Annotated in this window: 11 protein-coding genes and 2 tRNA genes; 12 read left to right on the forward strand and 1 reads right to left on the reverse strand. The window is 72.0% G+C overall.

Going from position 1 to position 14034, the window contains the following annotated elements; translation table 11 throughout:
• The first annotated feature begins 414 nt into the window (after positions 1–414).
• The 7 genes from ABT048_RS04710 to ABT048_RS04740 all read left to right on the forward strand — a co-directional run bounded on the left by ABT048_RS04710 (position 415) and on the right by ABT048_RS04740 (position 10587).
• Positions 415–2244, forward strand: a complete 1830-nt coding sequence (locus ABT048_RS04710; RefSeq protein ID WP_350519857.1) for an APC family permease — start codon at positions 415–417, stop codon at positions 2242–2244.
• A 397-nt stretch (positions 2245–2641) separates the two neighbouring features.
• Positions 2642–2731 carry a K(+)-transporting ATPase subunit F gene (gene kdpF / locus ABT048_RS04715; protein ID WP_350519858.1) on the forward strand — a complete coding sequence of 30 codons (90 nt, stop codon included), beginning with the start codon at positions 2642–2644 and terminating at the stop codon, positions 2729–2731.
• A gap of 1 nt (position 2732) precedes the next feature.
• Positions 2733–4397, forward strand: coding sequence for a potassium-transporting ATPase subunit KdpA (gene kdpA / locus ABT048_RS04720; RefSeq protein ID WP_350519859.1), 1665 nt, complete (start codon positions 2733–2735; stop codon positions 4395–4397).
• Positions 4397–6511, forward strand: coding sequence for a potassium-transporting ATPase subunit KdpB (kdpB, locus tag ABT048_RS04725; RefSeq protein WP_350519860.1), 2115 nt, complete (start codon positions 4397–4399; stop codon positions 6509–6511). The genes kdpA and kdpB overlap by 1 nt, the downstream gene beginning before the upstream one ends.
• A gap of 14 nt (positions 6512–6525) precedes the next feature.
• Positions 6526–7161 carry a potassium-transporting ATPase subunit KdpC gene (kdpC, locus tag ABT048_RS04730; protein ID WP_350519861.1) on the forward strand — a complete coding sequence of 212 codons (636 nt, stop codon included), beginning with the start codon at positions 6526–6528 and terminating at the stop codon, positions 7159–7161.
• Between the two features lie 125 nt (positions 7162–7286).
• Positions 7287–9920, forward strand: a complete 2634-nt coding sequence (locus ABT048_RS04735; protein ID WP_350519862.1) for an ATP-binding protein — start codon at positions 7287–7289, stop codon at positions 9918–9920.
• Complete coding sequence (locus ABT048_RS04740; RefSeq protein WP_350519863.1) at positions 9913–10587, forward strand: response regulator; 675 nt, start codon at positions 9913–9915, stop codon at positions 10585–10587. The genes ABT048_RS04735 and ABT048_RS04740 overlap by 8 nt, the downstream gene beginning before the upstream one ends.
• Before the next feature lie 335 nt (positions 10588–10922).
• On the opposite strand, the gene ABT048_RS04745 is transcribed toward ABT048_RS04740, so the two are convergent.
• Positions 10923–12191, reverse strand: coding sequence for an amidohydrolase family protein (locus ABT048_RS04745; protein WP_350519864.1), 1269 nt, complete (start codon positions 12189–12191; stop codon positions 10923–10925).
• 252 nt (positions 12192–12443) lie between these two features.
• Here ABT048_RS04745 and ABT048_RS04750 point away from each other — a divergent pair.
• From ABT048_RS04750 to ABT048_RS04770, 5 genes are all read left to right on the forward strand, one after another.
• Positions 12444–12516 (forward strand) — tRNA-Thr (locus tag ABT048_RS04750).
• A 43-nt stretch (positions 12517–12559) separates the two neighbouring features.
• Positions 12560–12632 (forward strand) — tRNA-Met (locus ABT048_RS04755).
• Between the two features lie 83 nt (positions 12633–12715).
• Positions 12716–12880, forward strand: coding sequence for a 50S ribosomal protein L33 (rpmG, locus tag ABT048_RS04760; protein WP_006604855.1), 165 nt, complete (start codon positions 12716–12718; stop codon positions 12878–12880).
• Between the two features lie 132 nt (positions 12881–13012).
• Positions 13013–13471 carry an FAS1-like dehydratase domain-containing protein gene (locus ABT048_RS04765; RefSeq protein WP_350519865.1) on the forward strand — a complete coding sequence of 153 codons (459 nt, stop codon included), beginning with the start codon at positions 13013–13015 and terminating at the stop codon, positions 13469–13471.
• 5 nt (positions 13472–13476) lie between these two features.
• The gene (locus ABT048_RS04770; protein WP_350519866.1) at positions 13477–13899 is read left to right on the forward strand and encodes a MaoC family dehydratase; all 423 of its coding nucleotides are present in this window, start codon (positions 13477–13479) and stop codon (positions 13897–13899) included.
• Positions 13900–14034: the final 135 nt, after the last annotated feature.

Raw genomic sequence — 14034 nt, forward strand, 5'->3', positions numbered from 1 at the left:
CTGATCTGCGGAAACGCAGATCAGGGGCTGTTTTGTCGCATTCGAACACCGGCAATGCCGGATGGTCCTTTCGAGCGGTTTGGTCTCACCTCGTCCTGCCCGGATCCCAGCCCGCGCAGGTGGGTGCAGGTGGGTGTACTTATTGCACACTGCTTGCAATTACGTGCATGAGGCAGCAGAGTGGGGAGCCGGGGGTGGGAGTCCTTCGACGAGCTGATCGTCTTCCCAACCGGCGCCCGCCGGGACAACGGCTCACCCCACCCCCGCCAACAGCCCCTCCGGGCAGGACGACGGGCACGTCAAGGGCCCGTCAAAGCCGCTCGTGGCCGCGTCAGGAACGCGTAGGGGCCGGGGGAGGGCCGGGAACGCGGACCGCAGGATCGGAGCAACTACCGATCGCGGAGGTTCCGTCCGATGTCCAGCGCCACCACGACCCCGGCCGTCAGGGCCGATGAGCCGCCCGATACCGGCGCGGGCGACGAGCGGCACCGGCTCAGCGCGCTCGGCGGACTGGCGGCGCTCTCACTGGACGCGATGGCCTCGGTCGCGTACGGGCCGGAGTCGATCGTCCTCGTGCTGGCCGCTGCCGGCGGGTACGGGCTGGGCTTCACGCTGCCGGTCACCGCCGCGATCGCGGTGCTGCTGGCGGTGCTGGTGGCCTCCTACCGGCAGGTGATCGCGGCGTTCCCGGACGGTGGCGGCTCCTACGCCGTCGCCAAGGCGCACCTGGGCCGCCGGACGGCGCTGACCGCGGCCGCCTCGCTGGTGATCGACTACGTCCTGAACGTCGCCGTCTCGGTCACCGCCGGCGTGGCCGCGCTGACCTCGGCCGTGCCGGGCCTGTACGACCGGCGGGTCTGGCTCTGCCTGGGCGTGCTCGTGCTGGTCACCGCGGTGAACCTGCGTGGGATCGCCGAGTCGGCGCGCTGGTTCATGGCGCCGACGGCCGTCTTCGTCCTCGCCATCATGGCGATCATCGTGGTCGGCCTCTTCCGGGACGCCCCGGTCAGCACCGCGGCGGCCGCCGGGCACGCCTCGGTGCTCGCCGAGAACGCCACCGCCGTCGGCGCACTGCTGCTGCTCAAGGCCTTCGCGGCCGGGTGCTCCGCGCTGACCGGCGTCGAGGCGGTGGCCAACGCCGTCCCCTCCTTCCGCACCCCGCGGGTCAGACGCGCCCAGCACACCGAGGTCGCGCTCGGCGCCCTGCTCGGCGTGATGCTGATCGGACTGGCCGTGCTGATCGGCCGCTTCCACCTCCAGCCCGTCGAGGGCGTCACCGTCCTCGCCCAGCTCGCCGACGCCTCGCTCGGCCACGGCATCGGCTTCTACGTCGTCCAGTTCGCCACCGTGGTCCTGCTCGGCCTGGCCGCCAACACCTCCTTCGGCGGACTGCCGGTGCTGCTCGACCTCCTCGCCCGGGACAACCACCTCCCGCACGTCTTCGCCCTGCGCGCCGACCGCCAGGTGTACCGCTACGGCGTGCTCTTCCTGGCCGCGGTGTCGGCGGCGCTGCTGATCGGCTCCGGCGGGGACGTCAACAGCCTGGTACCGCTGTTCTCCATCGGCGTCTTCGTCGGCTTCACCGTCTGCCAGGTCGGCATGGTCCGGCACTGGCTGCTGCACCGCCCGCCCGGCTGGCGGGGCAAGACCGCGCTGAACGGCTTCGGCGCGCTGCTCACCGGCGTCGCGGCGCTGGTCGTCACCGGCACCAAGTTCACCGAGGGCGCCTGGGGCATCGTGCTGGCCCTGCCGCTGCTGGTGGCGCTGTTCGAGGCGATCCACCGCAGCTACGCGCGGATCGGCGAACGCCTGGAGCTGGGCCGCGTCCCCGGCCCGGTGACCAGACAGCGCAGCCTGGTCGTCGTCCCGGTCACCGCGATCACCCGGCTCACCCGGGACGGCCTGTCCGCCGCGCTCTCGCTCGGCGACGAGGTCATGGCGGTGACCGTGGTCCTCGAACCGGCCGCGGCCGAGGCGCTGCGCCGCGACTGGGAGCTGTGGCAGCCGGGGGTGCCGCTGGTGGAGATCCCGGACGACCACCGCCGGCTGGGGAGGCCGATCGCCGACTTCGTCAACGAGCTCGGGGCGGAGCACGCCTACGACCGGCTGACCGTGCTGATCCCCGAGGTGGAGCCCGCCCACTGGTGGCAGCGGGCGCTGCAGAACCGGCGCGGCGCCGTGATCGACCGCGCCCTGCGCCGGCACACCGACGCCGTGGTCTGCCGACTGCGGATGCGGATGTGACCAGCGGCGGAACCCGCGGAAGGCTCCGGACGGCACCCTGCCGACCGGGGCCTTCCGCCGTTCCGTCACCCCTGCGCGTCAAGGTCGCGTCAACGCGGCGCCATCACCCGTATGGAGGGCGTCAGGGCCCGATAACGCGCCCGTGACGGCTGGTTTGCTGCATCTGCCGGCCGTCCGCCGGCGCCGCGCGAGCCCCTCGGCTCCGGTCGCGGCATCTCCCGAACCACGCTGGTGGAGCCCATGTCCGATCTCATCTACGTCGGTGTCACGGTCGCCGTGTTCGCCGTCATCGCCCTGATCGCACGGGGGGTGGAGAAGCTGTGAGTGAGCGCAGTGAACGAACCATCGAGGGGCGCGTGTTGCGCGAAGCGCCCGGCGAGCGCAGCGAGGTGGGCGCATGAGCGCCGAGAACGTCGCTGGTCTGATCGTGGCCGTCGCCCTCGTCGGCTATCTCGTCGTGGCGCTGATCTTCCCGGAGAAGTTCTGACATGGGATCCACTCTCGCGGGCTGGCTGCAGGCCCTCGCCCTCGTCGGCGCGCTGGCCCTGTGCTACCGCCCGCTCGGCGACTACATCGCCAAGCTCCTCACCACCGCCAAGCACCTCAGAGTCGAGCGCGGCATCTACAAGGTGATCGGCGTCGACGGTGACGCCGATCAGCGCTGGCCGGTGTACCTGCGCTCGGTGCTGGCCTTCTCGGCCGTCTCCGTGCTCTTCCTGTACGGCCTGATCCGCCTGCAGGGCTACCTGCTGCTGAACCTGGGCGTTCCGCAGATGGCGGGCCACCAGGCCTGGAACACCGCGATCTCGTTCGTCGCCAACACCAACTGGCAGTCGTACTCGGGCGAGCAGGCGATGGGCCACCTGGCGCAGATGGCCGGTCTGGCGGTGCAGAACTTCGTCTCCGCGGCCGTCGGCATCGCCGTCGTCGCCGCGCTGATCCGGGGCTTCACCCGCAACAGGACCGACCGGGTCGGCAACTTCTGGGTGGACCTGGTCCGGATCAACCTGCGGCTGCTGCTGCCGATCTCGATCGTGTTCGCCCTGGTCCTGGCCGCCACCGGCGTGATCCAGAACTTCCATGGCTTCCACGAGGTGACCAACCTCGCGGGTGACGTCCAGAAGATCCCGGGCGGCCCGGTGGCCTCCCAGGAGGTCATCAAGCTGCTCGGCACCAACGGCGGCGGCTTCTTCAACGCCAACTCGGCGCACCCCTTCGAGAACCCGAACGGCTTCTCCAACCTGGTCGAGGTCTTCCTGCTGCTGGTGATCCCGTTCGCCCTGCCCCGGACCTTCGGCCGGATGGTCGGCGACAACCGCCAGGGCTACGCGATCGTCGCCGTGATGGGCCTGTTCTGGATCGCCTCGACCGCGCTGATCACCCTCGCCGAGGCCCAGCACTCCGGCAGTGCGCTGCAGGCGGCCGGCGGGGCGATGGAGGGCAAGGAGCAGCGGTTCGGCATTGCGGCTTCCGGTCTCTTCGCCGCCTCGACCACGCTGACGTCGACCGGTGCGGTGAACTCCTTCCACGACTCGTTCACGCCGCTCGGCGGCGGGCTGACGGTCTTCAACATGATGCTGGGCGAGATCGCGCCCGGCGGCACCGGCTCCGGCCTGTACGGCATGCTCGTGCTGGCGATCGTCGCGGTGTTCGTCGCCGGTCTGATGGTCGGGCGTACCCCCGAGTACCTGGGCAAGAAGCTCGGCGGTCGGGAGATGAAGTTCGCCTCCCTCTACATCCTCACCACGCCGACGATCGTGCTGGTGGGCACCGGTGTGGCGATGGCCCTGCCGGGCGAGCGGGCCGGGATGCTCAACTCGGGCGCCCACGGCTTCTCCGAGGTGCTGTACGCCTTCACCTCCGCCGCCAACAACAACGGCTCGGCCTTCGGCGGCATCACCGTCAACACCGACTGGTACGACACCGCGCTCGGCCTGGCGATGATCTTCGGCCGTCTGCTGCCGATCGTCTTCGTCCTGGCGCTGGCCGGCTCGCTCGCCCAGCAGCAGCCCGTCCCGGCCACTCCGGGCACCCTGCCCACCCACAAGCCGCTGTTCGTGGGCCTGCTGTCGGGCGTGATCCTGATCGTCGTCGGCCTCACCTACTTCCCGGCCCTGGCCCTCGGGCCGCTCGCGGAAGGTCTCACCTCCTGATGTCCACCCCAACGCTCAACCCCGCTCCGGCCGACACGGCCGAGCCCGCCGCGCCGCACAGAGTGTCGAGCGGCCTCCTCGACCCGAAGCTGATCGTCGCGTCCCTGCCGGACGCGGTGAGGAAGCTCGACCCCCGGGTGATGGTCAAGAACCCGGTGATGTTCGTGGTCGAGGTGGGATCGGTGGTCACCACGATCTCCGCGATAGCCGACCCGTCCGTGTTCGCCTGGGCCATCACCGTGTGGCTCTGGCTCACCACGGTCTTCGCCAACCTGGCCGAGGCCGTCGCCGAGGGCCGCGGCAAGGCCCAGGCCGACACCCTGCGCAAGACCAAGACCGAGAGCGTCGCCCGCCGGCTCACCAACTGGCCCGCCAGTGACGCCGAGGAGGAGGTCCCCGGCACCGCACTCCGCCTCGGCGACCACGTGGTGGTCGAGGCCGGGCAGGTCATCCCCGGTGACGGCGACGTCGTCGAGGGCGTCGCGTCCGTGGACGAGTCGGCGATCACCGGCGAGTCCGCGCCGGTGATCCGCGAGTCCGGCGGCGACCGCTCCGCGGTGACCGGCGGCACCAAGGTGCTGTCCGACCGCATCGTGGTGAAGATCGCCTCGGAGCCCGGCAAGTCGTTCATCGACCGGATGATCGCCCTGGTCGAGGGCGCGGCCCGGCAGAAGACGCCGAACGAGATCGCGCTCAACATCCTGCTGGCCTCGCTGACCATCGTCTTCCTGGTCGCCGTGGTGACCCTGCAGCCGATGGCCACCTACGCGGGCGCCCCGCAGTCGATGATCGTGCTGGTCGCCCTGATCGTGGCGCTCATCCCGACCACCATCGGCGCGCTGCTCTCCGCGATCGGCATCGCCGGCATGGACCGGCTGGTGCAGCGCAACGTGCTGGCGATGTCCGGCCGCGCCGTCGAGGCCGCCGGGGACGTCAACACCCTGCTGCTCGACAAGACCGGCACCATCACCCTGGGCAACCGCCAGGCCGCCGAGTTCCTGCCCGCCCCGGGCGTGTCCACCGGCGAACTGGCCGGCGCCGCACAGCTCTCCTCGCTGGCGGACGAGACCCCGGAGGGCCGCTCGATCGTGGTCCTCGCCAAGACCGAGTACGGTCTGCGGGCCCGCGCCCAGGGCGAGCTCACGCACGCCACCTGGGTCCCGTTCACCGCCCAGACCCGGATGTCGGGCGTGGACCTGGACGAGACCGACGGAGTCCACCAGGTCCGCAAGGGCGCGGCCGGCGCGGTCACCAACTGGGTCGTCGAGAACGGCGGTTCGGTCGGCGACGAGGTCTCCGCCCTGGTCGACGGCATCTCCGCCGCCGGCGGCACCCCGCTCGTGGTCGCGACCAGGATCGGTGACCAGCCCGCCCGCGTCCTGGGTGTCATCCACCTCAAGGACGTGGTCAAGGAGGGTATGCGGGAGCGCTTCGACGAGCTCCGCCGGATGGGCATCAAGACCATCATGATCACGGGCGACAATCCGCTGACCGCCAAGGCGATCGCGGAGGAGGCCGGCGTGGACGACTTCCTCGCCGAGGCCACGCCCGAGGACAAGATGGCCCTGATCAAGAAGGAGCAGGAGGGCGGCAAGCTGGTCGCGATGACCGGCGACGGCACCAACGACGCCCCCGCGCTCGCCCAGGCCGACGTCGGCGTCGCGATGAACACCGGGACCATGGCGGCCAAGGAGGCCGGCAACATGGTCGACCTCGACTCCAACCCGACCAAGCTGATCGAGATCGTGGAGATCGGCAAGCAGCTGCTGATCACCCGAGGCGCGCTGACCACCTTCTCGATCGCCAACGACGTGGCCAAGTACTTCGCGATCATCCCCGCGATGTTCGCCGGGGTCTACCCGGGCCTGAGCCACCTCAACATCATGGGCCTGCACAGCCCCCAGTCCGCGATCACCTCGGCGATCATCTTCAACGCCCTGGTCATCATCGGCCTGATCCCGCTCGCCCTGCGCGGCGTGAAGTACCGCCCGTCCGACGCCAGTTCCCTGCTGCGCCGCAACATCGGGATCTACGGCTTCGGCGGTCTGGTGGTGCCGTTCGTCGGCATCAAGCTGATCGACCTGATCGTCCAGTTCATCCCCGGCCTGAGCTGAGAGAGGAGAATCCGATGTCCAAGCCCCTGCCCACCACCGTGCGCACGCACTTCACCGCACTGCGGATCCTGTTGGTCCTGACGGTGATCCTCGGAGTCGCCTACCCGCTGCTGGTGACCGGGATCAGCCAGGTCGCGTTCAGTGAGAAGGCGAACGGCTCGATCGTGAAGGCCGACGGCAAGGAGGCCGGCTCCAGCCTGATCGGCCAGAACTTCAACCTCCCCAAGGTGAACCCGGACGACCCGAAGGAGGAGGCCCAGCCGGACCCGAAGTGGTTCCAGCCCCGCCCCTCCGCCGCCGGGACCGGCTACGACGCCTCCTCGTCGGGCGCCTCCAACCAGGGCCCGAACAGCGACGACCTGCTGAAGGCCGTCAACGACCGCCGCGCCGCCGTCGCCGCGTTCGACGGCGTCGACCCGGCGAGCGTGCCCGCCGACGCGCTCACCGCCTCCGGCTCCGGCCTCGACCCGCACATCTCCGTGGCCTACGCCAAGGAGCAGGTCAACCGGGTCGCCAAGGAGCGCGGCCTGCCGGCCGACAAACTGAACCAGCTGGTCGACAAGTACACCGAGAGCCGTTCGCTCGGCTTCCTCGGACAGGACGGCGTCAACGTCGTGCTGCTCAACAAGGCGCTCAGCGAGCAGAAGTGACACCACCCCACACGAGCGGGTGACCGGGCCGGCCCGGGCACGGGAGGACGCCTCCCGCGCCCGGGTCGGCCGACCCGTGTCCGCAGACGTCCACCACCTCCGATCCGATGGAAAGAGCAGTGCCCATGGCCCGCGACCTCACCCCCGGCTCCGGCGTCCGCCGCGGCCGGCTGAGGGTGTACCTCGGCTCCGCGCCGGGCGTCGGCAAGACCTACCGGATGCTGGACGAGGCCCGGCGCAGACGGGACCGCGGGTCCGACGTCGTGGTCGGGTACATCGAGTGCCACGGCAGACGCCACACCGAGGGCATGCTCGCGGGCCTGGAGGTCCTGCCGAGGGTCCACCGCTCCTACCGGGACGCCGAGTTCGAGGAGATGGACCTCGACGCCGCGCTCGCCCGCCGCCCGTCCGTCGTCCTGGTCGACGAGCTGGCGCACACCAACATCCCCGGCGGCCGGCACGCCAAGCGCTGGCAGGACGTCGAGGAACTGCTCGCCGCCGGGATCGACGTCATCACCACGGTGAACGTCCAGCACCTGGAATCGCTGAACGACGTCGTCCGGAAGATCACCGGCATCCCGCAGCGCGAGACCGTCCCGGACGAGGTGGTCCGCCGGGCCGACCAGATCGAGCTCGTCGACATGGCCCCGCAGGCCCTGCGCCGCCGGATGGCCCACGGCAACGTCTACAAGGCGGAGAAGGTGGACGCCGCACTCTCGAACTACTTCCGGGTCGGCAACCTCACCGCCCTGCGCGAACTCGCCCTGCTGTGGGTCGCCGGGCGGGTGGACGAGGGACTGCGCGACTACCGGGCCAGCCACAACATCGACCGGGTCTGGGAGACCCGCGAACGCGTCGTGGTCGCCCTCACCGGCGGCCCCGAGGGCGAGACCCTGATCCGCCGCGCCGCCCGGATCGCGGACCGGACGGCCGGCGGCGACCTGCTGGCCGTCCACGTCACCCGCAGCGACGGCCTGGCCGGCGCCTCCTCCGGCGCGCTCGCCCAGCAGCGACAGCTGGTCGAGGACCTCGGCGGCAGCTACCACGTGGTCGTCGGCGACGACATCCCCACCGCGCTGCTCGCCTTCGCCCGCGCCCACGACGCCACCCAGCTGGTCCTCGGCACCAGCCGCCGCGGCCGGATCAACCGCTTCCTCACCGGCCCCGGCATCGGCGAGACCACCGTGGACGCCTCCGAGGACATCGACGTCCACATGGTCACCCACGAGTTCACCGGCCGCGGCCGGCTGCCCTCGCTCGGCCGCCGCCACTCCAGGCGCCGCACCGTCGTCGGCTACGCGGCCGGCTTCGTCCTGCCCTGGCTGCTCACCGCCCTGCTCTCCCAGGCGCACCACCGGATCAACCTCACCACCGACGCGCTGATCTTCCAGCTCGGCGTGGTCATCGTGGCCCTGCTCGGCGGCGCCGTGTCCGCCCTGGTGGCCGCGCTCTTCGCCTCGGTGCTGCTGAACTACTACTTCATCCCGCCGATCCACAGCCTGACCATCGGCGAGACCAACAACATCGTGGCCCTGGTGGTCTTCGCCGCCATCGCGCTCACCGTCTCCACCGTCGTCGACCACGCCGGCCGGCTCACCGCCCGGGCCGCCCGGGCCACCGCCGAGGCCGAGACCCTCTCCACCCTGGCGGGCAGCGTGCTGCGCGGCGCCGACGCGCTGCCCGCCCTGCTGGAGAAGTCCCGGACGGCCTTCGGCATGCGGGCCGTCGCCCTCCTCTCCCGGGCCGACGGCGAGGTGCTCGCGCACTGCGCGGACGAGCACCCGGGCGACGGCGACGGCCCGCACGAGACCACCGAGGTCCCGGTCGGCCCGGACGCCGTCCTGGTCCTCACCGGCCGCCGGCTGCCCGCCGCCGACCAGCGCGTGCTCACCGCCTTCGCCGCGCACGTCGCCGCCGCCCTGGAACGCGACCGGCTCGCCGTGGTCGCCGCCGAGGTCGAACCGATCAAGGCCGCCGACCGGATGCGCACCGCCCTGCTCGCCGCCGTCAGCCACGACCTGCGCACCCCGCTCGCCGCCGCCCGCGCCTCGGTCGGCTCGCTGCGCAGCCCCGACGTCGAGTTCTCGCCCGAGGACCAGGCCGAACTGCTCGCCACCGCCGACGAGTCGCTGGTCAAGCTCACCCGTCTGGTCGACAACCTGCTCGACATGAGCCGCCTCCAGGCCGGCGCGCTCACCCTCCACCTCACCGAGACCCACCTCGACGAGGTCCTGCCCCGCGCGCTCGACAGCCTCACCGGCCCGTACGCGCCGATCCAGCCGCTCGACCTCGACACCGCCCCGGCGGTGCTCGCCGACCCGCCCCTGCTGGAACGCGTGCTCGCCAACGTGATCACCAACGCGCTGCGCCACAACGCCCCCGGCGCGCCCGTCCTGGTCACCGCCAGCCACCACGCCGACCAGGTCGAGGTCCGGGTGATCGACCGCGGCCCGGGCATCGCCCCCGAGGACCGCGACCGGGTCTTCCTGCCCTTCCAGCGCCTCGGCGACACCGACAACACCACCGGCGTCGGCCTCGGCCTCGCGCTCTCCCGCGGCCTCGCCGAGGCCATGGGCGGCAGCCTGGAGGTCGAGGACACCCCCGGCGGCGGCACCACCATGCTGCTCACCCTGCCCGCCGCCACGGCGCACCCCGCCTCCGAGCCCGTCGCAGCTGAGCCCATCACCCCCGAGCCCATCACCCCCGAGCCCGTCACCCCCGAGCCCGTCGGCCCCGAGGAGGAGGCGCCGCATGAGTGAGATCCTGATCGTCGACGACGAACCGGCCCTGCTGCGCACCTTGAGGATCAACCTCAGCGCCCGGCAGTACGCCGTCCGCACCGCGGCCAGCGGCGGCGAGGCGCTCGACCGCGCCGCGCACTCGCTCCCGGACGCCGTCCTGCTCGACCTCGGCCTGCCCGACCTCGACGGGATGGACGTGCTGCGCGGCCTGCGCACCCACAGCGCGATGCCGATCATCGTGCTCTCCGGCCGGAGCGACGCCGCGGACAAGGTCGGCGCCCTCGACGCGGGCGCCGACGACTACCTGACCAAGCCGTTCCTGATGGACGAACTGCTGGCCCGGTTACGCGCGGTGCTGCGCCGGCCGCTGGGCGGCGTCCAGCCGGTCCGGCCGGTGATCGGCGACCACACCGTGGACCTCGCGGCCACCACGGTGAACGGCCCCGACGGCACGGTGCGGCTCACCCCGACCGAGTGGCGGATCCTCGCCCTGCTGCTCGCCAATCCCGGCCGGCTGGTGCCCGGCCGGCAGATCCTGCGCGAGGTGTGGGGCCCGGCGCAGGAGGGGCGCGGCAACTACCTGCGGGTCTACCTCGCCGGGCTGCGCCGCAAGCTGGAGCGGGACCCGGCCCGGCCGCGGCACCTGATCACCGAGCCGGGCATCGGGTACCGGTACGTGCCGTAGCGCGGGTGGGCGAGGGGGAGAGGGAGGGGGCGGGGAAGAGCAGGCCCGGTCGTCAAGGGGGCATCAAGAGTCCGCCGCGTGCCGACAGGAGGGCGTCAAGGCGGGACGGCGGTGGTGCTCCGTAGGCGTAGCGTCGGTACCGAACCGAGCGGGCCCAGCTCCGTGTGGGGAAGCCCGGGGCCGCTCGCACCGCCGTCGAACGACGGCCGGCAGGTGGGGGAGGGGCGCGCGACAACCCGTCGCGCGCCCCTTGGTGTTCGCGCAGGAACCCGCACGTCGGAACCCGCACGTCGGCCCCGCGGCCCGGACCCCGCAGCCCGGACCCCGGCCGTCGCTCAGCCCTCGGCGCTCCCGGACTGCCTGGGCAGCGCCAGCGCCACGGTGTCCGCGAACTCCCGTACCGCGCTGGTCCGGCTGACCACCCGGCCGCTGTGCACCACCAGCCGGCTGTGCCCGCCCGAGAGCGCCCCGGCCAGGCTGTCCCCGCGCACCGCCAGCAGCTCCGCGGGGAACCCGGCGTCCACCCGGACCGGTGCCAGCCCGAGCGCCGCCCGGGCCTGGTTCGCCACCGCGTCGTACGCCGCCTCCGGCGTCAACTCCCCGCTCGCCGCCAGCAGATAGGCGCACGCGAGTGGATCCGCCCGGCCGACCGGGTTGGACGGGTCGCGCAGGGCCCCGCTGCCCGCCGCCAGCGGCACCCGGGCCGCCGCCAACTCCCGCAGCAGGCCCGGCCGCAGGCCGGAAGGCCGGCCCTCCAGGCCGGTGCAGCCGCCGTTCTGCGGCAGGCAGACCACCCGCACCCCGCTGGTCGCCAGCACCGCCGACGCGCCGCGCGGCAGCGCACCGCACGGCCCGAGCGTCACCCGTGGCCTCAGCGGTGCCAAGGCGCCCGCCAGCCGGGCGAGTTGGGCCCCGTCGGCGGCCGAGGTGTGCAGGTCCACCGGGCAGTCGGCCTCCCGGGCGGCCTCCAGCAGCAGCTCCACGTAGCCGGACGGGTCCGGGTCCAGCTCCGGGCAGCCGCCGGCCGCCGTGGCGCCCAGCTTGAGCGCCTCGCGCAGCTGCGCCCGGCCGTCCGCACCGGCCCGCCCGGTGAGCAGCCGGGGCATCGCGACCGCCTGCAGGTCGGCCAGCCCGCGCAGTGCCTGCCGGGCGGTGAGCACCGCCTCCAGCGGGCGCAGCCCGTGCACGTCGCCGATCCGGACGTGGGTGCGCTGGGCGGTGGCGCCGTAGCCGAGCGAGGTGAGCGCGGCCTCGGTGACCCGGCGGGTGAGGTCGGTCTGGGTGTCCGGGGGCGGGGCGGGCAGGGCGGCGGAGAAGGCCGCGTCGTAGTGGGCGTGCGCCTCGGCGGGGGCCGGGAGCAGTAGGTAGCCCTTGAGGTCGATCCGGGCGCCGGTGGTCACGGTGGGCGCGCCGGGCAGGGCGGGCAGCGGGCCGAGGCTGCCGACGGTGCCGACGGCCTGGATCCGGTCGCCGCTGATCCGGACGTCCACCACCCGTCCGTCGGCCAGCCGGGCGCCGGTGAGCAGCAGGACCGGGCCGTGCCCGAGCGGGTTGGCCGCCGGGCCGGGCCCGTGGTGCGGCCCGTCGGCGGCTGCGCTGTCCATCGCCGGCTCCTTCTCGCGCCGGACCGTGCGGTCGGCCAGTCGATCCCGATCAATGAGCGTCGAGCCTATGGCGCCAGGGGGCGGGGTGCCGGGAGGCGGGCAATAGTCGTATCGGGTCGGGCCGCGCGCCTCGGAGGCCGATCGAACGAGCTGCCTTGGATCGCTCGTCCGTGCACCTCGCCCACCTGCGGTCTTCGCCGCGGGATACGGATTTCACCTCCGGGCGCGAAACGTGTAATCTCTTCCTCGTTCGCCCCTATAGCTCAGTCGGTAGAGCGTCTCCATGGTAAGGAGAAGGTCTGCGGTTCGATTCCGCATGGGGGCTCTGGTGAGAAGCAGTCAGTTTCGGCTGTGCTGCGGATCACTGTGGCGGTGTAGCTCAGTTGGTAGAGCAAGCGGCTCATAATCGCTGTGTCACCGGTTCAAGTCCGGTCACCGCTACCCCGCGTAGTCGGTCGGGAGATCGCACTCCCGGTCGGCTACTCTTGTTGTGTTCTTATTCGTTGTCCAAGGAAGGCACTCCCGTGGCTGCCACCGACGTCCGCCCGAAGATCACGCTGGCCTGCGTGGAGTGCAAGGAGCGGAACTACATCACCAAGAAGAACCGGCGTAACGACCCGGACCGTCTTGAGATGAAGAAGCACTGCCCCCGCTGCAACTCGCACACCGCGCACCGCGAGACCCGCTGACCTCGTCGTAGGGCATCGGGCCTGTGTGAATTCAGGTCTTCGACTCCGGGCCGCATCCCTCACGGGGGGTGCGGCCCGGAGTCTTTTCCGTATCCGTCCGCTTCGTGTCCACCCGTGATCCCAGGAGCTGCCATGGCGCTCGACCCCTCCTTCATCGGGCGTAGCTACCCGCCCACCGAGCCGTACGAGGTCGGCCGGGAGAAGATCCGCGAGTTCGCGATCGCGATCGGTGACGCCAACCCGGCGTACACCGACGCGGAGGCGGCGAAGGCGCTGGGCCACCCGGACGTGATCGCCCCGCCGACCTTCCCGTTCGTGGTCACCTACGGTGCGGCCGGCCAGGTCGTCGAGGACCCGGAGCTGGGCCTGGACTTCACCCGGGTGGTGCACGGCGACCAGAAGTTCGCCTACACCCGCCCGGTGCGGGCCGGGGACCGGCTGTCGGTCGAGGTGACCATCGACAACATCAAGTCGCTCGCGGGCAACGACGTGCTCACCGTGCGCGGCGAGGTGACGGACGCGACCGGCGAGCACGTGGTGACGTCGGTCATGACCCTGGTGGCCCGGGCCGCCGACGAGGCGGGGGAGTGAGCGCGATGGCGATCAGCTACGACGAGGTCGAGGTCGGCACCGAGCTGCCGGCGCAGTCGTTCCCGGTGACCCGCGACACACTGGTGCGCTACGCGGGCGCCTCGGGCGACTTCAACCCGATCCACTGGAACGAGAAGTTCGCCCTGGAGGTCGGCCTGCCCGACGTCATCGCGCACGGCATGTTCACCATGGCCGAGGCGATCCGGGTGGTCACCGACTGGGTCGGCGACCCGGCCGCGGTGGTCGAGTACGGCGTGCGGTTCACCCGTCCGGTGCCGGTGCCCAACGACGGGGTCGGCGCGGTGGTCGAGGTCTCGGCCAAGGTCGCCAAGAAGCTGGACGACCGCAGGGTGCAGATCGACCTGCTGGCCACCACGGGCGGGCAGAAGGTCCTCGGGATGTCCAAGGCGGTCGTCCGGCTGGTCTGAGGACCGGCCGGTCCGGGGCTGCGGGCCGGTCGGGCGTTCGCTCGACCGGCCGGGCCGCGACCGGGGCCGTGCGGCGGAACCGGGCCGCGGTCGCGGGCCTTGCGAAGATAGTGATTGGCCACTAACTTTGAATGC

Source organism: Kitasatospora sp. NPDC096140 (assembly GCF_040303045.1).
Lineage (GTDB): Bacteria > Actinomycetota > Actinomycetes > Streptomycetales > Streptomycetaceae > Kitasatospora.